Consider the following 19,135-nt stretch of genomic DNA (forward strand, 5'->3'; position numbering starts at 1 on the left):
TACCGCCTTACTGATCCTAACCAAACTCCGAATACCGAGAAGTACTATCCGGCAGACACACAGTGGGTGCTAACGTCCATTGTGGAGAGGGAAACAACCCTGACCGCCAGTTAAGGTCCCTAAGTTATGGCTAAGTGGGAAAGGATGTAGGACTCCCAAAACAACCAGGATGTTGGCTTAGAAGCAGCCATCATTTAAAGAAAGCGTAACAGCTCACTGGTCTAAATAAGGGGTCCCGCGCCGAAAATGTACCGGGGCTCAAGCCATACACCGAAACTGCGGGTGCACACTTTGTGTGCGCGGTAGCGGAGCGTTCTGTAAGTCTGCGAAGGGAGACCCGCGAGGGCTCTTGGAGATATCAGAAGTGCGAATGCTGACATGAGTAACGATAAAGGGAGTGAGAGACTCCCTCGCCGAAAGTCCAAGGGTTCCTGCTCAACGCTAATCGGAGCAGGGTTAGTCGGCCCCTAAGGCGAGGCCGAAAGGCGTAGTCGATGGGAAACAGGTTAATATTCCTGTACTTGGTGGTAGTGACGGATGCCGTGTGTTGTATCTCCTTATTGGATTGGGGGTGCAGCGAAGGTGTTCCAGGAAATAGCTCCACCGTATAAACCGTACCCGAAACCGACACAGGTGGACTGGTAGAGAATACCAAGGCGCTTGAGAGAACTATGCTGAAGGAACTCGGCAAAATGCTCCCGTAAGTTCGCGAGAAGGGAGACCTCTGATCGGGCAACCGGTTAGGGGTGGCACAGACCAGGGGGTGGCGACTGTTTATCAAAAACACAGGGCTCTGCGAAGTCGCAAGACGACGTATAGGGTCTGACGCCTGCCCGGTGCTGGAAGGTTAAGAGGAGGTGTGCAAGCACCGAATTGAAGCCCCAGTAAACGGCGGCCGTAACTATAACGGTCCTAAGGTAGCGAAATTCCTTGTCGGGTAAGTTCCGACCTGCACGAATGGCGTAACGACTTCCCCGCTGTCTCCAGCATAGACTCAGTGAAATTGAATTCCCCGTGAAGATGCGGGGTTCCTGCGGTCAGACGGAAAGACCCCGTGCACCTTTACTACAGCTTCACACTGGTATTCGTAATGACATGTGTAGGATAGGTGGTAGACGTTGAAGCCTTTGCGCCAGCAGAGGTGGAGTCACCCTTGAAATACCACCCTTGTCCTTATGGATATCTAACCGCGGTACAACAATATCCGGGACCGTGTGTGGCGGGTAGTTTGACTGGGGCGGTCGCCTCCCAAATGGTAACGGAGGCGCGCGAAGGTGGGCTCAGAGCGGTCGGAAATCGCTCGTTGAGTGCAATGGCATAAGCCTGCCTGACTGCGAGACTGACAAGTCGAGCAGAGACGAAAGTCGGCCATAGTGATCCGGTGGTCCCTCGTGGAAGGGCCATCGCTCAACGGATAAAAGGTACGCCGGGGATAACAGGCTGATGATGCCCAAGAGTCCATATCGACGGCATTGTTTGGCACCTCGATGTCGACTCATCACATCCTGGGGCTGGAGCAGGTCCCAAGGGTTTGGCTGTTCGCCAATTAAAGTGGTACGTGAGTTGGGTTCAGAACGTCGCGAGACAGTTCGGTCCCTATCTGCCGTGGGTGTAGGAGAATTGAGAGGATCTGTCCCTAGTACGAGAGGACCGGGATGGACGTACCTCTGGTGGACCTGTTGTGGCGCCAGCCGCATTGCAGGGTAGCTATGTACGGAAGGGATAACCGCTGAAAGCATCTAAGCGGGAAACCCACCTCAAAACCAGTTCTCCCTGAAGAGCCGTGGAAGACCACCACGTCGATAGGAAGCGTGTGGAAGTGCGGCAACGCATGAAGCTTAGCTTTACTAATAGCTCGTTCGGCTTGATCCTCTCATTAGTCAATGTTCATCTTTTAAAAGGCGCTTTACGCGCCTTGTAAAAGGTAAGTTTTAGTGTGCTACCGGCCTTTGGCCTACTTGAGCACGCTGTTCTCGTCCCTTGCGGGCGAAAGATAAGACCAGTTTTACAACCAAATTGCCCTTCGCCGGCCTGGTGGCTCTAGCGGGGAGCCCCCACCCGATCCCATCCCGAACTCGGCCGTGAAACTCCCCAGCGCTAATGGTACTGCATCTTAAGGTGTGGGAGAGTAGGTCGCTGCCAGGCCTGCAAAGGACAATTTGGAAATTACTCTTCAACAAACTGGCGCTCACGCGCGCATCGCCCTCAGGGCTGCGCTCCGCGAGGGCGGCCTGACCGGCCGGCGGCCACTCGGCCTTGCCTCCGCTGCGCTCCGGATCTCTTGTTCCAAATCAGCGCAACACACCGGTCTCCTGAATTATTGTGCCGATTCCTTGAGGGAAACAGCACGCGCTCAAGCACCCCGAAGGGCGATAGCGCAAACAAATAACGCGGGATGGAGCAGTCCGGTAGCTCGTCAGGCTCATAACCTGAAGGTCGTAGGTTCAAATCCTACTCCCGCAACCAAATACAAAAATGGCCGCCCAAAAGGGCGGCCTTTTGTGTATTCGGGCGGGGGATATTGGTGAGGCCCTCAGCGGGCCCAATCAAGCAGGGCTGCGCCCGACGCAGAAGGGCAAAAAAGACAAATCAGACGCCCGCAACCAAATCCCCCCAAAATAAACAAAACCTCCCATAAAAGCGGGGCTATCTGCGTTTCCACACCGCTGCGATCCGAACTCTTGCTCCCTGCAAAACTTGGAAAAAAGAATCCTCAAAATCTAAATTAACACCAGTTCTAAAACAAAACTAAACAGCACGGAGCGAAAACGATTCATAAGACCGTACTCCGGTTCCTTAGACGGAGGAGAATAACGCGCCTTTGAGCGGAGCCACTTGGCAGGATAAATGCAATAATCAATCTCCAAAAAAATTGACTAGGTCCCATCAGGGGTCAGTTTTGATCATGGCCGAACGGACATTGGAAATAGCGTTGCCTAGATGTGCGCAAAAGTCCTTCGCGACGATAGAAATAGGCCGGTGTGTTGGAGTTAGAATAGATAAACCATTTAGAATCCGCGGTCGGAAGGGGCGAAATACAATCATTGGCGGCCCAAATCCCAACCGGCTTTTTTCTTGGGTCTCATAGGCGGTGATCATGTCGCAAATGAGCGCGCACAATCCAGCTTCGACAAATTTTAGGCCTGGTAGGGCCGTCTGAATTTCAAATCTTTGATTGAACTCAACCCCGGCATCGCGAAAGCGGGCAATCGTCTGACGGTGACTTCTATGTTCTGCATGCAACAGAGCTAATGGATAGCCGTCTAGGTCCGAAGGTGTAATGACTTCCTTTGAAGCGAGCGGATCGGTCGCAGACAGGGCGCACATGCATTCCAGATCGAAATCCGTCTGATCGTAGGAATTCCGGGACCGAGGTGTTTCGGCAATGCCGATATCAAAATGTTGGGCCGCGATGAGTTCTTCAATTTCCGAAGACGATCGGCTCGCCAAGGATATCTTGACACTGGCCTTGTCTTTAATAAACGAAGAAAGAACTGCAGGCAGGAAGTCATCCGCAATTTCCGGAATCCCGGCAATACGCAGTTGGCCGTGCTCACGGTTTGCAAGGCCTCTCAATGTGCGTTTGGAGATTTCCAAGCGTTTTAGGATTGCATCAGCTTCTTCGAGAAAAAACTCAGCTTCCGGTGTTGGAACAAGACGCCCTTGTTCTCTGACAAAGAGCTTGAGTTCCAATTCGGTTTCTAATCCGGAAATTGTGGAACTGATCGCGGGTTGTGTTCGCCCAAGCGTACGGGCCGCCTCTGAAATTGAGCCGCAGCGCATGACTTCGCGAAAGGTTGCCAACTGCCTGATTGAGAGATTCATGAGAACTCTATTGAACAATCCGGAAATTCGTCAGTACTGTGATCCTGAAAAGTGCTATCGTCAACTATTTGCGTGTATTGAGATATTTCCCAATAATTACCTTAACGTAAGACTTGTGGGGCTTTCAGGCATGTGCGTTGGGAGATAGATAGGCTTTCTAGATTTGGGTTAATCGCGCGCCTCTGGCCGCCAAAGTCTGTTGATTTGGAAGGCATTCACGTCCTGCAGCAACTCAATAAAACTCTTGGCCGCATGGTGGAGCGATTCTTGGCCCTTCTCCGCAGTCGCAGCAGCGGCGTTTCCAAGCGCGCCTTTCGGGTTAAGATCTTGGGCCTTCCAGCCGAATTGCGCTTTTCCGTGCCCTCTTAGATGTTTAAACTCGGCTAGAAACGTTTGTTGTTCTGAAGAAAAGTCTCTCGCCTCATCCATGCGGACAAGGTCAGGACGGAGCGCCAGCATGAGCGATGTTTCAATATCGCCGCCATGAATTCCATAAGTAAATTCTTCGGCTGGGAACAGGTCATCTGGCTGTCCAAAGCGCAACCAGTTGGTGGAGACAACAAACATCTCGTGTTTGATGCGCAGCTCCCTGGCCACGATGTCAAGTACAGGAACATTGCCGCCATGGGAGTTGATCAGCACCATTTTGCGGAGGCCCGCTCGCGCGACACACTCCCCAATTTCAATCCAGCAGCGGGTGACCGTTTCCCAGGAGAGCGTGAGTGTTCCCGGCGATGAGATATGTTCATCGGACTTGCCGATTTGCTGAATAGGCAAAAAAGTCACCGGTAGATCGTCTGGGAGCAGTTCTGTAACCTTTTGGATTTGTCCTTCGGCGAGAGTTGTATCGGTCGAGAGTGGCAGGTGTGGGCCATGCTGCTCGATCGCGGCAACGGGTAAGACAGCAATCCAATTTTCCTTACCCGGACAATCAAAGTCAGTCGTGGTCATGTCCTGCCAATACCGCTTGGGCAACATCTTGAAATTCCCGATCATCTCTGTCTGTCTTCCGATAGCCGTGCCATCTGCTGACAGATAAGTCCAGTCAAGCCAGCTTTTCACGCATTTATGATCCCGTTTCTTAATGGGAATTAACAATCTGGCGAGGATTTTCGGAGAAAACAAAGGGTATGATCGGCGCGTTGTTGTCCAATACGCCGGCGAACCTTTTGAGAGGCAGCGGGGTAGCCGGTGAGGTTGCACCCAGGTCCGGGGAAGTTGACCCAGGCCGGGATCCTTCGGCTGCGCGCGACAGCCAGGCTAGCCCGCGTGCTGCTGCTATAAGTGTTCAGAACGCTCCGACCCTGACCTCTCAGGCAATCCTTGCTCTTCAAGATGTCGAGTCCGCAGACGCTTCTGCAAAGCGGCCATCTCAGTCCGGCCCGTTGCAAGCGGAGCCGGACGATGCAGAGATCTCGAGCGCAGATCGGGCTCAAGACGGTGATAACCCAGCTTCAAAACCAATTGCTGAGGCAGATCGTGGTCAAGCACCGGACAACTCAGCAAATGCTGAGAATTCTGATGAAAAAGAAGACCCGGATGGTGACGGCCTGAATGAAGCGGAAGAAAAACAGGTCCAAGAGTTAAAGCAGCGCGACCGGGAAGTCCGCGCTCATGAGCAGGCTCATGCCCGTGTGGGCGGCGCGTATGCAAGTGCACCTAGTTACACCTTCCAGCAAGGACCAGATGGCAAGCGTTATGCCGTGGGCGGCGAAGTTCAGATTGATACAGCTAAAGAACGCACGCCAGAGGCGACCATCCGGAAAATGCGTGTGGTCATCAGTGCGGCTCTTGCTCCGGCCGAACCGTCCGGTCAGGATTTGAGCGTTGCTCAACAAGCCCGCTCCCAACTTTCTGAAGCGCAGGCGGAACTGCGTCAGCAGAAGCTGGAAGAGCTGAAAGGCGATGAGGGGGAGGCAGACGTCGCTGAAAACGTAGATGGCGCGATAGAAAATCCGGCCAGTTCGGCACCCTCCTCAACCGAACGGGAAGATGACAAAAAGGATGGGGCCCCAGACCGAACAGCACAGAGCGAAGAAGGCGCCGCCAGTAATTCGAGACGTCAACGCGCGGATAATGCAGAGTTTGATGCTTATAAGTCCGCTATCGAACGGGCAATGGCCCAACAGTCATCTATCAATTCATTGTTTGCTTGATAAGTCTGACTTTCCAAAAACAAACATCAAAGGGCTGCACCAATCGCCAGCCTTGCGGCCAGTTCCAATCCATCTTCCGTCAGAGACACCAGCCGCCGGCCGAACCCCGGCGGTTTGACATGGGTTGCAAGGCCCCGCTCGACCAGTTTTGAAATGATTGTTGCGGCTTGGTTGCTATGAAGGCCGCAGTCCTGCGCGATGCCATCGATCGTGCGGACCGTGAAATTGGCCGCTGCTTGCAACACAGCTTTTTCGAGATCGGTCAAAGAGCGCCCAATTTGCCCAAGTTTCGGCGGGAGCGGCTGTTCAGCCGTCGTTTCCATGTGATCTTTCGAATGCAGGGAATAGGCGAGATTGTCTTTGAGTTCCTGGATTTGGATCTGAGCCCGCTCTTCTCCGTCGGTCATTTTGTTTGTCAGTTCATGGATCACTTTGTCAGACAGAGTTGAGAGAAAGGCCTTGGCGGTAAATCCGGCCAAGATGTAGAAACCGGCGAAGATCAAATACGCTTCACTGTCCTGGCTGCTTTTAACATCATCCAGTAGTTTGGATTGCAGCAGCGACAAAAACAGCGGAACTGTTAGCGCAGCGATCATGCCCACCAAACAAAACCCAAAGGCCCCAAGGCGAACCTGGGACGCGGCCGGTTGAGCCGTGGTCAAGAAGGCCGCTAACCCGCCAAACCCGCCGGCGATGATCATCGTCAGGCTCAAAGGGAGGATGGCTTTTAGAAACTCCAGAAATTCAGTCATCACGTTCCGGGCCAGTCCGCGGGTTTGCGCAATGGGCTGGTCATTGCTGTCCCTCGAAGACGTTAGCCAGGTGTCTTTGTGACAGTTGAGGTGTCAGTAGATGATTAGCCGCCTTTCATTTTTTGTATATTTATCAAAATGATATAGCCGAACTTCAAGTGAAGTCCGGACTGTCATTTGACGGTTAAATAACTTGGCTAGTGTGCCCGCGAAGAAGATGGACGAATCGGACCATCGTGCGTTTGGGGACCTTTGGATGCCTTTCAATTACAAAAAGAGCATTACGTTTCGCTTGCTGCAGGCGGCCAAAGCGCAACGCGCCCGTTCGGGCGCTCATTTGATGCGCATCGGGCTGCATCCTGGTCAGGAACTGGTCTTGAAAGTTCTGGCGGATGCAGATGGGCGAACGATGAGCCAACTGGCTTTGGCGTTGGGAGTTCAACCGCCAACCGTCACTAAAATGGTCACACGGTTGTCCAGCCAGGGATACTTGCGCCGCCAGGTATCTGATACGGATGGGCGACTCGCTCGAGTCTATCTCACAGAGACTGGCCGGGAATTGGTTTTATCAGTAGACAAGGCTTGGAAACGGTTAGAGCGGGAAGCTATGGCCGGTATTGAAGACAAGGACCGGAAAAAACTGCGCAAGCTGCTGCGCCAAGTGGAAAAGAATCTGTCGATTTCCGTTGATGATGACCCGGAACATGAGGCGGACCTTGAACCGGATGGAGACGAGGTTTTAAGCAAATCAGGTACAGACAAGGAATTGTCGACAGTTTGATTGAGGACTGTCCGTTGGACAGCCGGATGTTACCCAACCTATCCGAATACTGTTTTCGCTAGGAAACCGAGCACAGCGGTTGCTCCCAGCACCGCAAACATGCTCCGTTTCGCCCAAAACACCAAAATCGCGGCGACAACTGCAATGGTCAGTAAGACGCCATCGAGGCTTGTAAAGACGGGCCAGAGCACAGTGATCGGACCGGCCGTTATGGTCTCGGTTTTTGCAAAAAGTACATTTAGTGCAAACCAGACCGCCAGATTGAGGATGGTGCCGGCGACCGCGGCGGTGATCGCCGACAAGGCGTTGCTGAGCCTTTGATTGCCATAGAGCCGTTCCATCCACGGTGCGCCAGCAAGCACAAACAAAAAGCTCGGTGCGAAGGTGACCCAGGTGGTCATGGCTGCTGCCAGAAAAGCCATCGCGGCAGGAGTAAACGGCTCGGGGTTCTGCCACCCGCCCAGAAACCCGACAAATTGGGTAACAAGGATTAAGGGCCCAGGTGTTGTTTCCGCCAAGCCCAGTCCATCGAGCATTTGCCCAGCCGACAGCCAGCCCTTGGTCTCGACAGCGACCTGAGCCATGTAGCTCAAGAGGGCATAGGCACCGCCGAAGCTTACAACAGCGAGGGTTGAGAAAAATCCGGCTACATCAATCAACACGGATTGTGGAGTGAGAAACAGCGCTGCCAACAGTGGCGGAGCAGCCCAGACGAGGCCGCCAATTGCCAGCGTCTTTGCCGTTTTCTTGAACGAAGCCTTTGTCGAATTCGTGGTGTTTTCATCCTTTTCCGATCCGGTTCCTCGGCCCAAAACGAGACCGATAACAGCTGCGCCGATGATCACCAGCGGGAACGGAATGGCAAAGAAGAACAAGGCACAAAAGGAGAGGGCACATAGGATCCGGCCAAGCCGGGTTTTGAGTGCTTTGGCGACGATGCGGAGGAGGGCTTGAACAACGATGGCAAGAACACCGGCTTTTATCCCGTAAAACACTGCTGAAATGACAGAAGTTTCGCCGTAAGCCGCATAAATGTAGCTCACAAGAGCCATGGCGAAAGCGCCGGGCAGAATGAACAAGAGGCCGGCAATCAATCCGCCTAATGTGCGGCCCGTCAACCAGCCGCAGTAGGTCGCCAATTGCTGGGCTTCAGGGCCTGGCAAAAGCATGCAGTAATTGAGCGCGTGGAGAAACCGGTCTTCTGAGAGCCACTTTTTGTTTTCGACGAACTCGTGGTGCATCACCGATATTTGCGCAGCCGGACCGCCGAAAGACAGTAGGCCGACTTTTGTTGCGACCCGGGTCAAGTCCGTCAGCGATGGCGCAGGTTGGCCGGAAGTGCTCTTGAGTTCAGTACCTTCTTGGCTGGCTGACATCCTGGGTCCGCTTGTTGTGTCCTGTGGTGGTCTCCTAAATCGGCTATGTGACCGCTGCAAGACAGGATTTCTTTCTCAAAACATTACAAAAAACTCATTTGCAATCACACTTAACGCACCCACCTCGTAATAAAGCGGTCTGCACCGCTTGAGAGGAGCGTCCTGAATGTCTGATCGAACACTCGATAATGATCGTGGTGCCAAGCGTGCTGAGGAACTGCGGCGGCGTTTTCAAAACGTGTCGGATGCTTCATTTGGCCGGCGCGGATTTTCTTTTCCTTCTGGTCGCGGAATGAAGGGACGTTGGAACACTGCAGGTGGCCAAGGCTCGGGCAGTGTTTACAAATTCTGGCTCGCCTGTGCCCTCTTGATAATGGCGGCAGCCTTGTTTCTTTAAATCAGGAACGGATAGCCGCCTTCGAGTTTCAACAAAGCTATTTTTGTATCGGTGCCTCCGGCTCCGGAGTAACCACCAAGCCCATTTGCAGACAATATGCGGTGACATGGGATAATGACCGGAATTGGATTTGCGCCGCACGCCTGGCCGATAGGCTGGCCATAAGTGTCAAGCTCCTTGGCGAGATCACCATACGTCCGGGTCTCGCCGTAGGGAATTGCCAGCATAGCCTTGAAAACAGCCTGATGAAGCTCACCGCCTTTCGGTTTCAACGGCAAGTCAAATTCTTTCAAGTTTCCATCCATATAAGCGGCCAGTTGCGAACAAGCTTCACGCAGCAAAGGTGTTTCTCCTTGGCTTGGTGTGCCATTCCAGTGTAGGTCGGTAATGGCCTCATTTTCTTCCGTGATAGTGAGGCACCCCAGCCATGTTTCAAGTCCAGCAACTGGCATCAAAACTCCTTGTGATTCCGGCTCTGCCAAATGGATGTGTCCAAAGGCCAGCAGCTAATTCTGCGTCATTGGTCCAGCCAAACACCATCCGCAGCTTTCTTGAAAGGTCAACCATCAATGTCGGCTGAAACAGGTGGTCAGCAAGCAAATGGGAAAGGCGGGCCTGCGTCTGCCGCGCCCATTGCCGGGATAGGATTGATTATTCTGGCCTGCCTTTGTTTTTCTGTGCTGGATGCCACCGCCAAATACCTGTCCACCAGCCTGCCTACATTGCAGATCGTCTGGGTGCGTTTTGTCAGCCATGTCGTGTTGTCGCTGGTTCTTTTCCAAGTCTGGAAATCTCCTCAACTGCTGAAGACGGACCGGTGGGGCCTGCAAATCATTCGGGCCTTTTGTCTGCTGGGCACGACAATTTTCAATTTCCTCGCTGTTCGCTATCTGCAATTGGCGGAAACCATGTCGATTATGTTCGCGGCACCATTTGTCATTACGGCCCTTGCTGGGCCTGTACTTGGCGAGTGGGCCGGAATCCGGCGCTGGGTAGCGATCATTGTTGGCTTTCTGGGTGTTCTGGTGGTGACGCGGCCCGGTCTTGGCGGATTGCATTGGGCCGTTATCTATTCGCTGGCCGCCATGTCGTTTTTTGCCACCTACGCCCTGTTAACTCGAAAGCTGGCTGCAACAGACAGTTCAGCTGGAATGCTGATTATTTCAGGGCTTGTGGCCTCGGTCGCCATGGCTCCGGTCGGTCTGTCGGTGTGGCAGGCGCCTGACGGGGCCTGGGAATGGGGGCTGCTGATTGCCACAGGCGCATTCGGCGGAGGCGGGCATTTTCTGTTTATCCTCGCGCACCGTCTTGCCCCGGCACCAGTTCTTGCGCCGATGACCTATGTCCAGATCGTCTGGATGGTGGCGCTTGGCTATCTCATATTCGGCGACATTCCGACGCTAACAACAATCTTGGGGGCTTCGATTGTTGTCGGTTCAGGCCTCTACATTCTCTATAGGGAGCAGGTGAAAGCTGGTTAGCAGAATTTCCTAACGGTTGACCGGTTGACCATGCAAGGATCTTGACGGCTTAATAACCTCCAGTTTGGAATGCTGGTCACTTCGATGGCCGGATTGCCTTGGAGGGCTGGGATGGAAATGAACCGCCGAACGCTGCTGAAAGGTGCAGTTGCGGTAACTGGAACACTGGCGTTGCCAGCAATTGCGCGCGCCAATGCAGCTGCGAACGCCTATTTTACCGGATACCAGGATGACAATGGTTTCCGGTACCGCCGGACTAATTTCAAAAAGATCGATAAGATCTGGCACCGGCAGATGGTCCAGTATTACAGCCCCGAACCTCCGGGAACAGTCGTGGTCGATACCACCAACCACTTCCTTTACTGGGTTTGGGAAAACAATACGGCGCTGCGATACGGCGTCGGTGTCGGCAAGGAAGGGTTCAAGTGGTACGGGCGGGCACGGATCGACCGTAAAGCTTTGTGGCCGCGCTGGGTGCCGCCGCCTGAAATGCTGAAACGCCAGCCGGATCTGCCACGCCGCGTGGAAGGTGGGGCGGCAAACAATCCGCTCGGACCGCGTGCTCTGTATCTTTATCGTGATGGAGTTGATCTCGGGTATAGGCTGCACAGCACGCTGGAGCCCTGGAGCATAGGTCATGATGTTTCAAGCGGATGCATCCGGATGTTTCCTGAGGACGTGATCGACCTGTATCAGCGCTGTCCAAAGGGAACTGGTGTACTTGTCCTGGAGCACCTCGGAGCAAATGCCGGTTGAGGCCGGAAGCAGGATACTTAGGAATTGGGGGCTTTTTTGACTACAAGACTTCGCCGCGTGAACAGCGGCATACTGCTGGCTGCCGTTTGCAGTTTCGGGCTTGCGGGCTGTAACACCGCGTCTAACCTGGCAACGCCGAATGTGACCAACGCACCCGCGGCAGGTTTTGCGTCTATTGAACCGGGGTCCGAAGAAGAATTTATCATCAATGTTGGCCGCCGGATCTATTTCGACAAAGGATCAGCGACAATCTCCAGTGAAGCCAAGATGACGATCGACAATCAAGCGGTCTGGCTGAAGCAGAACAAGAAGTGGCTGGTAAAGGTTCAGGGGCATGCGGATGATCCAGGCAGTGAAGCAGCACAGAAAACCCTGTCTGCAAAACGGGCAGCTGCGGTTCAGTCCGCTCTGGTTCAACGCGGCGTTGATCCAAAACGCATGTGGACGAAGGGATATGGTGTAGAGCGCCCTGTCACCGATTGTGACGAAGTGACATGTCAGTCCCAGAATCGCAGGGTAGTGGTAAATCTGAGGGATGAATTCGACGCTTCAGCACCGCAAAGAAACTGATAAACAGAAATCGTCTTTTATAGTCCAAGTTTCAGGCTGCTTCTGATAAGGCTGCCTGATAATTTGGCGTTTGAGTATACGGAATGTCTGACGGCACAGATAACAAGTCCTCTCCCGTTGCAGGAATGCAAAAGCCCGGAAAACGCCTCACATTGGGGCATATTGCCGATCAGCTGGGAATATCCACCGCGACCGTCTCATTGGCGCTGCGCGACAGTCCGCTTGTCGCGGAGGAAACGCGGGCAAAGGTTAAACGGACAGCTGAAGAAATTGGCTATATCTACAATCGGTCGGCTGCATCGCTCCGCACGTCCCGCAGTCAGATTGTCGGTGTCGCGGTTCACGACATTCTAAACCCCTTTTTTGCGGAGGTGTTTTCTGCCCTTGAAGATGTTCTCGAGGAACAAGGGCAGATGATTTTCATCTGTAACCACCGCGATGATGTGAAACGGCAAAAGGCGTTTGTGAACACCTTGCTCCAGCATCGGGCTGATGGGCTGATCTTGTGTCCGTCGGTCGGAACGTCGGCTGAAGATATCAACCGGCTGATTGACCAGGGAATACCGGTCACGCTGGTTGCCCGCGAGTTACCGGGAGTCTGGGCGCCATGTGTGCGTGGGGATGATCAGGCCGGAACCAACAGAATTACAAAACATTTGATTGAACAAGGGCACCGCAAAATAGCTATGGTGGGTGGACGCCGCGAAAGCTCGACCGGCCGTTACCGGCACATGGGCTGGCGCCAGGCTTTGGTCGATGCGGGTCTGGATCCGGAAAAGCAAGTCGACATGCCAGAGCTGATGACCCAGGCAGATGGGCGCGCGGCAGTTCCCGCTATGCTGGAGGCGGAAGAACGGCCCTCTGCCGTTGTATGTTTTAATGACCTTGTCGCTTTCGGGATGATGACCACCATGCGCCGGGCCGGCGTGGAGCCAGGGCCGGATATCGCCATCACCGGATATGATGACATAGATGGCGCAGATGCGCGCACGCCGGCACTGACAACCGTACATGCACATCCTGACAAGATCGGGCGGTTGGCCGCGCTGACCCTGTTGCGCCAGATCGCCGGCGACCGGGTTCCGAATACACCCATTGTCATTGAGCCGGAGCTGCGAGTGCGTGAAAGCTCCCCCCCGCCGGGTGTCCGGTTTGCACCTCGACTTGCGGATTGAGAAGATTGAAACCAAAAGCGGCTGCCAAACCTGGCAGCCGCTTTTGGTTTGTTTGGATCAACTCGATAGGATCAGTCGGCGAAGATAACGTCCAGACCTGAACTGTATTCGACGCACTTGTTCCGGCCGGTTGATTTGGCGTTGTAGAGCGCCATGTCGGCCCTTTGCATCAGGGTTGAAAACTCAACGTCTTCACGGACCACTACAGCAAGTCCCATACTGCAGGTGATGGTTTGTTCGATATCGTCGAATTGGCATTCGTTGACAATTTTTTCGCGTAAGCGTTCCGACACCAGCATCGCCTCTTCCATCGATGTGTTGTGCAAGATCATGCAGAACTCTTCGCCGCCGACCCGGCCGAAAACATCGACAGTTCGGAGCGCGCTTCCGATGATGCTGGTGAATTTCTCTAGCACCTCATCCCCTACCGAATGGCCATTGCGATCATTGATCAGTTTGAAGTTATCGATGTCAATCATAACCGCAGTAAATGGCCGCTTTGACCTGCGGAAACGTTGAATTTCCTTGTTGGCTGCTTCCAGGAAAGCCCGGCGGTTGAGAATGCCGGTCAAGTCGTCAACGCTGGCAATACGTTCCAGATTGACTTTGGCCTGCATCAGAGCATTGTGATCGCGGTCACGGGCGATTTCATGGCCGACCCAATCCGCAAATTGCCGGGTGATCTGGATGTCTGCCGCGGTGAAAGGACGTTTCCTTCTTTCCGGGGCATTAAAATTGATTGTTCCATAAACCTCACCGTCTACCAGCAACGGCGCGCCTATGTATGTTTCTAACTTAAAGGCCTGGTAACAAGGGTGTTTTGAAAATTCAGATTGTGATGCATGCGTAGTGGCCAGCGGACGATCTGCTTGTAGGGTCAAAGTGCAATAGGTATCTGCAAGTGGGAAGGTCATGCCGGGTTCCAGTTCGCTGCCCAAGCAATGAGCGTGTGTAACTGAGTAGTGATCATCGATCACATGACTGATGATGCCGCACGGCAAGTCCAAATGCTCGCATCCAAGGCGGAGGATCTCGGCAATCTTGTCTTCATAGCAGAGCTCGTTTGTTGAGGTGATGGCATAGAGCTCGGCGAGCGTGCGTTCTGTCTTTTTCTTGTCGGTAATGTCGACAATCATGACCACGAGGCCGCAAACGTTTCCGGCTTCGTCATATCGCGGATTGGATTCGAATTGGCATTCGCGGGTTATGCCGTCAGGGAAATGGAAACAGATTTCTTCCGAAGCCCTCTGGCCGCCATACGATTTCTGGAAACAATGTCGGACTTGCTCGCGTTCCTTCCAGGAAAGGCGCTCTCGCAGCCGCGTTCCGACCAACTCTTCCAGAGTACCATCAAACCATTCACAGCCTTTTTTGTTTATGAAGACACATCTGCCATCAAGGTCAACTTCGGTGATTGAGCAAGATATGATGTCTGCAATGAGTGAAAGATCCCGGTACGCCGATTCCGCCTGCGCTTTGGCCGTCTTCATTTCAGTGATATCTGCGCGTATACCCGCAGTGCCACCGTTGCGTGTTTTGGTTTCTGAAATCCGTAGCCAGCGCCCGTCACTAAGGGATTGCTCTATTACGCTCCCGTCGGCCGATTTGTGGTGGTCCAGACGGTTGGCCAACCATTCTTCCTTGCTGAGAGAACCGGTATCATATTGGTCTCGCTCCAAACCATAGCGCAAGATCGCCTCAAAATCGTTGCCCGGATACATAGCCGGGGCGGAAGGGGCATATATTTCCCGGTAATTATCGTTGCAAATGACTAACTTGTCTTCAGTGTCATAGATGGCAAAGCCTTCTGAGATTGCCTCCAGAGCGTCTTCGAGTGTTTGAGCAATATCCTTGGCACGGGTTTCGAGCGCAATCCGTTCCGATTGATCACGGGCAAAGAACAAAATACCGGTCAATTGATGGTCCGCGTCAAACAGCGGTGCGCTGACCACTTCGACGGGGATCAAATCACCCTCTCCGGTTATCATATCGAAAGAATATGCCTTGCGATGCCGTTGTTCGTTGGGAGAGTTGTAGAGTTCTCCCAGTTCTTCAAACTTTGACTTATCGGCAAAAAAGTTTTCAGTCGTTGTACCGATCAGATCGTCCCGGCTGACTTTTAATAAATCCTCTAGTGCCTTGTTGACAAAGAGGATCTTACGGTTCCGATCGGTAACCACAACGCAATCGTTGAGTTCACCAAAGGATTGCTCAAGATTCAGGGCGATATTCTCTGCCATTTCAAATCCCACCATCGTGCTTCGCATAGAGCATGGGTGACATTGAAAGATCTAAAGGTTTAATAAAAGGGTACGCAGGGTAATTTTGGATATTCTAAGGTAAATGTAATCCTAATCATTTAGATGACATAAGTAGTTATAGGGATGTTTGTTTTTCTTTGTTGGTTCCGAGAAATGTCCTTACTCTGTCAAGTGCGGTGTTAATGTTTGCCGTTGAGTTCGCGTAGCTTAGCCGGATATATCCTTCTCCAAGGACACCAAAGTCCGGCCCGCCAATGACAGCAACTCCAGCGTCTTCAAGCAGTGCAGAGGCGAGTTTCTTGGCTTTCCATCCAGTATTTTTGATGTTTGGGTAGGCATAAAAGGCACCAAGTGGTGTTTTGCAGGAGATACCGTCAATTGCGTTCAATCCATCGACGACCACTTTTCTACGCCGGTCAAATTCCTCAACCATTTCCAAAACGGCATCTTGTGGGCCGCTCAGGGCGGCAAGAGCAGCGTATTGTGCTGGTGCGTTGACGCAGGACCAGGCATTCACCGCAAGCTTTCGCGCTTTGTCGATCAATTGGTCCGGCCAAAGTGAAAAACCAAGGCGCCAACCGGTCATGGCATAGGTCTTGGACCAGCCATCCAGCAAGATCAGCCGGTCACGGATTGATGGGAAAGTTAGCAGGGAAACATGTTCCATCCCGTCATAAGTCATTTGGGAATAGATTTCGTCCGACAGGATTGCAGCTTCCGGATAGGCTTCCAGGCCGTTGACCAGTTTTTCGATCTCGGAGCGCGGTGTAATTCCCCCGGTCGGATTTGCTGGTGAATTGAGGATCAAAAGGCGGGTTTTGTCCGTCATTAGCGATAAGGTTTCTTCGGCTGAAAAAGCGAAGTTGTTCTCCTCTCGGATTGGAACTGGGACCGGCCGGGCGCCAGTAAACTCGATCATGGACCGATAAATGGGGAAGCCGGGATCCGGATACAGGATATCAACTCCCGGTTCTCCAAACATCAAAATCGCCATGAACATGGTGACCTTGCCGCCAGGCACGATCACCACCTCATCTGGATTGGTTTCAACGCCATGGCGTTTCAGGAGATCGGCCGAAACCGCTTCGCGCAAAGGGGCAATGCCGGTTGCTGGCGTATAACCGTGATGACCATCGCGGAGCGCCTTTACCGCAGCTTCGACTATGTGATCCGGTGTTTTGAAATCCGGTTGGCCAATGCCAAGATTAATGATGTCGTGGCCTTGAGACGCCAATTGGGTTGCGCGGGCCAGAACCGCAAAAGCATTCTCTTCGCCAATCCGGTCAAAGCCTGAAATTGTTATCATGACGTGCCCCTCCGCTCTTTGATCCCCAAGCCAATCGGAGTGATACCACGTCCATCGGGTTGGAACAGGCCGGAGGAAGCAAATGCGGTTCGCCTCATTCGTTTTATAATGCGGTGTGGGCTGACGAAGGAAAAACGGTTCTCCGCTCTCCCATTTCGGACGGGATGTGATTATATGAGCGTAACGCCCGTGGTTCTTTTGAACCCGCTCAATTTCAAGATTTCCAGGAAGATACGCAATGTCTGCGACCCAGGAGACACCGGCTCAGATCCCGGTGACCGTTTTGACAGGATATTTGGGAGCCGGCAAAACGACTTTGCTCAACCGGATTCTGACCGAAAATCATGGCCAGCGCTATGCGGTGATCGTCAATGAATTCGGTGAAGTCGGCATCGACAACGACCTTTTGGTCGAGTCGGATGAAGAAATTTTCGAAATGAACAACGGGTGCATTTGCTGCACGGTCCGCGGCGATCTGATCCGCACTGTTCAAAACTTGATGAAACGCAAGGGCGCCTTTGACGCGATTATCGTTGAGACCACTGGCGTTGCCGATCCTGCGCCGGTCGCTCAAACGTTTTTCATGGATGATGACGTTCGCGCCGCTGCCAAGCTGGATGCTGTGGTTGCGGTGGTGGATGCCCGCCACGTTTTGCAGCGTCTGGAAGACACGCAGGAAGCTGAAGATCAGGTTGCTTTCGCCGACGTCATCCTGATCAATAAAACTGACCTTGTTTCAGCTGAAGAATTGACAGCGGTCGAAACGCGTATCCGCTCGATCAATCCATATGCGATCCTTCATTACAGCGAGCGCTGCGGCATTGAGATTGCCAAGGTGCTCGATCGGGGTGCTTTCGATCTGGATCGGATCTTGTCGCTTGATCCGCATTTTCTGGAACATGGGCACCACGCTCATGAGTGCAGCGATGATTGCGATCATGATCACCATCATCATGGAGATGGCCATGGACATGATCATCACCATCATGACCATGAGGATAAACACTCCGTCAAAAGCATCTCGTTGACTGCTGGAGACCTTGATCCCGAAATGTTCTTTCCCTGGATCAACCAGGTGACCCAGGTGCAGGGCCCGAACATTTTGCGCATGAAAGGTATTCTTGCGTTCAAAGGAGACCCGCAGCGGTATGTCATCCAAGGCGTGCACATGATTGTCGAAGGTGATCATCAGCGTGATTGGAAAGATGATGAGCCTAGAGAAAGCCGGCTTGTCTTTATTGGACGCGATCTCAATTGGGACGTCCTGAAAGCCAACTTCCAATCTTGTGCCGCTGAATAGGAGCTGACTTTGCCAACCGTTGCTCCGATAGACGTGGACGGCTTTGTCGTCCGCGCCGGCTTTTTGGGTGAAACACCATATTTTGTAAGTGGAGAGGGCGAAATTCTCTTCCTTGAGAACGGCGGGCAACGGCTAAGCCCTCATAAAAGCGGGGTGCTTGCAGTTGAGCAGTCCCTTGATGACAAGGTTTTGGTGACCTCGGGAGATGATGGCGCGATATATTTGTCGTCGCCGGATGGGTCGTCAGACCTTGTTGCCGAGCGCCCGCGCAAATGGATTGACCTCATCGCCTGCGGACCGAATGGTGCGGTTGCCTTTGCAAGTGGGCGGACAGCCTGGGTGCGTCTTGCAGACGGGCGGGAAAAGGAATTCGCTCATGATCGGGCCGTTGGCGGGCTTGCGTTTGCCCCCAAGGGCATGCGCCTTGCCGTGTCCCGCTATGATGGGGCGACCCTCTGGTGGGCCGGAACCGATGGCGATCCGGTTAACTTGACCTGGAAAGGCGCACATCTCGGCATCAGTTTTTCTCCGGACGGCAAATACCTGGTCACGGCGATGCAGGAAAATGCCCTTCACGGCTGGCGCTTGTCCGACACGCAGGACATGCGCATGACTGGATATCCGGCGAAAGTGAAATCCTTCAGCTGGTCAGTCAAAGGCCGGTATCTTGCAACATCCGGTGCCAATGCTGCGATCCTGTGGCCATTCTTTGGAAAGACCGGGCCTATGGGTCAAGCGCCGTTGCAGTTGGGCACCAGAGGGGACGCCATGGTGACTGCCGTTGCCTGTCATCCGAAAGAAGACGTGGTCGCACTCGGGTATCAGGACGGCATGATCATGATGAGCCGTTTTGAAGACAATGCCGAAGTTTTATTGCGCCGGCCTGGTGGGCATCCGGTGTCAAGTTTGGGTTGGGATGCTGCGGGCTTGCGCTTGGCTTTCGGGACGGAAATGAGCGAAGCCGGTCTGATTTCTTTGCAGGACTAAGTTCGCTTCGTT

General features: G+C 53.3%; 16 protein-coding genes, 1 tRNA gene and 2 rRNA genes (1 of these 19 cut by a window edge). 12 read left to right on the forward strand and 7 right to left on the reverse strand.

Annotated features, from left to right (window positions below; genetic code table 11):
* From FJ695_RS07030 to FJ695_RS07040, 3 genes are all read left to right on the forward strand, one after another.
* Positions 1–1,872: ribosomal RNA gene (locus tag FJ695_RS07030) — 23S ribosomal RNA — on the forward strand (it extends 854 nt beyond the left edge of the window).
* Positions 1,873–2,030: 158 nt separating this feature from the next.
* Positions 2,031–2,145, forward strand: a 5S ribosomal RNA gene (gene rrf, locus FJ695_RS07035).
* A gap of 244 nt (positions 2,146–2,389) precedes the next feature.
* Positions 2,390–2,466, forward strand: a tRNA-Met gene (locus FJ695_RS07040).
* A 420-nt stretch (positions 2,467–2,886) separates the two neighbouring features.
* Here the strand turns inward: FJ695_RS07040 and FJ695_RS07045 are convergent.
* Positions 2,887–3,825, reverse strand: coding sequence for a LysR substrate-binding domain-containing protein (locus FJ695_RS07045; protein WP_141184773.1), 939 nt, complete (start codon positions 3,823–3,825; stop codon positions 2,887–2,889).
* 168 nt (positions 3,826–3,993) lie between these two features.
* Positions 3,994–4,803 (reverse strand): creatininase family protein, encoded by an 810-nt coding sequence (locus FJ695_RS07050; RefSeq protein ID WP_141188617.1) that lies wholly within the window; start codon positions 4,801–4,803, stop codon positions 3,994–3,996.
* Between the two features lie 152 nt (positions 4,804–4,955).
* Here FJ695_RS07050 and FJ695_RS07055 point away from each other — a divergent pair, with 152 nt between their 5' ends.
* Complete coding sequence (locus tag FJ695_RS07055) at positions 4,956–5,981, forward strand: putative metalloprotease CJM1_0395 family protein (protein ID WP_141184774.1); 1,026 nt, start codon at positions 4,956–4,958, stop codon at positions 5,979–5,981.
* Positions 5,982–6,007: 26 nt separating this feature from the next.
* Here the strand turns inward: FJ695_RS07055 and FJ695_RS07060 are convergent, their stop codons facing one another.
* On the reverse strand, positions 6,008–6,733 hold the full coding sequence (locus tag FJ695_RS07060; RefSeq protein ID WP_141184775.1) for a YEATS-associated helix-containing protein: 726 nt from the start codon (positions 6,731–6,733) through the stop codon (positions 6,008–6,010).
* 256 nt (positions 6,734–6,989) lie between these two features.
* Between FJ695_RS07060 and FJ695_RS07065 the strand changes: the two genes are divergently transcribed.
* Positions 6,990–7,514, forward strand: a complete 525-nt coding sequence (locus tag FJ695_RS07065; RefSeq protein WP_141184776.1) for a MarR family winged helix-turn-helix transcriptional regulator — start codon at positions 6,990–6,992, stop codon at positions 7,512–7,514.
* Between the two features lie 38 nt (positions 7,515–7,552).
* Here the strand turns inward: FJ695_RS07065 and chrA are convergent, their stop codons facing one another.
* Positions 7,553–8,890 carry a chromate efflux transporter gene (chrA, locus tag FJ695_RS07070; RefSeq protein ID WP_141184777.1) on the reverse strand — a complete coding sequence of 446 codons (1,338 nt, stop codon included), beginning with the start codon at positions 8,888–8,890 and terminating at the stop codon, positions 7,553–7,555.
* Positions 8,891–9,056: 166 nt separating this feature from the next.
* Between chrA and FJ695_RS07075 the strand changes: the two genes are divergently transcribed.
* Positions 9,057–9,287, forward strand: a complete 231-nt coding sequence (locus tag FJ695_RS07075) for a hypothetical protein (RefSeq protein ID WP_141184778.1) — start codon at positions 9,057–9,059, stop codon at positions 9,285–9,287.
* On the opposite strand, the gene FJ695_RS07080 is transcribed toward FJ695_RS07075, so the two are convergent.
* On the reverse strand, positions 9,284–9,739 hold the full coding sequence (locus FJ695_RS07080) for a methylated-DNA--[protein]-cysteine S-methyltransferase (protein ID WP_141184779.1): 456 nt from the start codon (positions 9,737–9,739) through the stop codon (positions 9,284–9,286). The genes FJ695_RS07075 and FJ695_RS07080 overlap by 4 nt on opposite strands.
* A 117-nt stretch (positions 9,740–9,856) precedes the next feature.
* Here FJ695_RS07080 and FJ695_RS07085 point away from each other — a divergent pair, with 117 nt between their 5' ends.
* From FJ695_RS07085 to FJ695_RS07100, 4 genes are all read left to right on the forward strand, one after another.
* The gene (locus FJ695_RS07085; RefSeq protein WP_141184780.1) at positions 9,857–10,768 is read left to right on the forward strand and encodes a DMT family transporter; all 912 of its coding nucleotides are present in this window, start codon (positions 9,857–9,859) and stop codon (positions 10,766–10,768) included.
* A 111-nt stretch (positions 10,769–10,879) separates the two neighbouring features.
* On the forward strand, positions 10,880–11,524 hold the full coding sequence (locus tag FJ695_RS07090; RefSeq protein ID WP_141184781.1) for a L,D-transpeptidase family protein: 645 nt from the start codon (positions 10,880–10,882) through the stop codon (positions 11,522–11,524).
* A gap of 36 nt (positions 11,525–11,560) precedes the next feature.
* Positions 11,561–12,094, forward strand: a complete 534-nt coding sequence (locus tag FJ695_RS07095; RefSeq protein WP_247653805.1) for an OmpA family protein — start codon at positions 11,561–11,563, stop codon at positions 12,092–12,094.
* Between the two features lie 83 nt (positions 12,095–12,177).
* On the forward strand, positions 12,178–13,269 hold the full coding sequence (locus FJ695_RS07100) for a LacI family DNA-binding transcriptional regulator (RefSeq protein ID WP_247653806.1): 1,092 nt from the start codon (positions 12,178–12,180) through the stop codon (positions 13,267–13,269).
* Positions 13,270–13,340: 71 nt separating this feature from the next.
* Here FJ695_RS07100 and FJ695_RS07105 read toward each other — a convergent pair whose 3' ends face one another.
* Positions 13,341–15,509 (reverse strand): diguanylate cyclase, encoded by a 2,169-nt coding sequence (locus FJ695_RS07105; RefSeq protein ID WP_141184783.1) that lies wholly within the window; start codon positions 15,507–15,509, stop codon positions 13,341–13,343.
* A gap of 136 nt (positions 15,510–15,645) precedes the next feature.
* A complete protein-coding gene (locus FJ695_RS07110; protein WP_141184784.1) occupies positions 15,646–16,836 on the reverse strand; it encodes a pyridoxal phosphate-dependent aminotransferase in 1,191 nt (396 codons plus the stop codon).
* Between the two features lie 238 nt (positions 16,837–17,074).
* Here FJ695_RS07110 and FJ695_RS07115 point away from each other — a divergent pair, with 238 nt between their 5' ends.
* Positions 17,075–18,136, forward strand: coding sequence for a GTP-binding protein (locus FJ695_RS07115; RefSeq protein WP_141184785.1), 1,062 nt, complete (start codon positions 17,075–17,077; stop codon positions 18,134–18,136).
* 9 nt (positions 18,137–18,145) lie between these two features.
* On the forward strand, positions 18,146–19,123 hold the full coding sequence (locus tag FJ695_RS07120) for a WD40 repeat domain-containing protein (RefSeq protein WP_141184786.1): 978 nt from the start codon (positions 18,146–18,148) through the stop codon (positions 19,121–19,123).
* Positions 19,124–19,135 lie beyond the last annotated feature (12 nt).

It is taken from the genome of Labrenzia sp. PHM005 (assembly GCF_006517275.1).
GTDB lineage: Bacteria > Pseudomonadota > Alphaproteobacteria > Rhizobiales > Stappiaceae > Roseibium.

Coding starts and splice junctions, on each gene's coding strand:
- FJ695_RS07080 (WP_141184779.1), bottom strand. CDS start 9,739: ATGCCAGTTGCTGGACTTGAAACATGGCTGGGGTGCCTCACTATCACG.
- FJ695_RS07055 (WP_141184774.1), top strand. CDS start 4,956: ATGATCGGCGCGTTGTTGTCCAATACGCCGGCGAACCTTTTGAGAGGC.
- FJ695_RS07105 (WP_141184783.1), bottom strand. CDS start 15,509: ATGGCAGAGAATATCGCCCTGAATCTTGAGCAATCCTTTGGTGAACTC.
- FJ695_RS07045 (WP_141184773.1), bottom strand. CDS start 3,825: ATGAATCTCTCAATCAGGCAGTTGGCAACCTTTCGCGAAGTCATGCGC.
- FJ695_RS07050 (WP_141188617.1), bottom strand. CDS start 4,803: ATGTTGCCCAAGCGGTATTGGCAGGACATGACCACGACTGACTTTGAT.
- FJ695_RS07100 (WP_247653806.1), top strand. CDS start 12,178: ATGTCTGACGGCACAGATAACAAGTCCTCTCCCGTTGCAGGAATGCAA.
- FJ695_RS07085 (WP_141184780.1), top strand. CDS start 9,857: ATGTCGGCTGAAACAGGTGGTCAGCAAGCAAATGGGAAAGGCGGGCCT.
- FJ695_RS07060 (WP_141184775.1), bottom strand. CDS start 6,733: ATGACTGAATTTCTGGAGTTTCTAAAAGCCATCCTCCCTTTGAGCCTG.
- FJ695_RS07075 (WP_141184778.1), top strand. CDS start 9,057: ATGTCTGATCGAACACTCGATAATGATCGTGGTGCCAAGCGTGCTGAG.
- FJ695_RS07110 (WP_141184784.1), bottom strand. CDS start 16,836: ATGATAACAATTTCAGGCTTTGACCGGATTGGCGAAGAGAATGCTTTT.
- FJ695_RS07115 (WP_141184785.1), top strand. CDS start 17,075: ATGTCTGCGACCCAGGAGACACCGGCTCAGATCCCGGTGACCGTTTTG.
- FJ695_RS07065 (WP_141184776.1), top strand. CDS start 6,990: ATGCCTTTCAATTACAAAAAGAGCATTACGTTTCGCTTGCTGCAGGCG.
- chrA (WP_141184777.1), bottom strand. CDS start 8,890: ATGTCAGCCAGCCAAGAAGGTACTGAACTCAAGAGCACTTCCGGCCAA.
- FJ695_RS07090 (WP_141184781.1), top strand. CDS start 10,880: ATGGAAATGAACCGCCGAACGCTGCTGAAAGGTGCAGTTGCGGTAACT.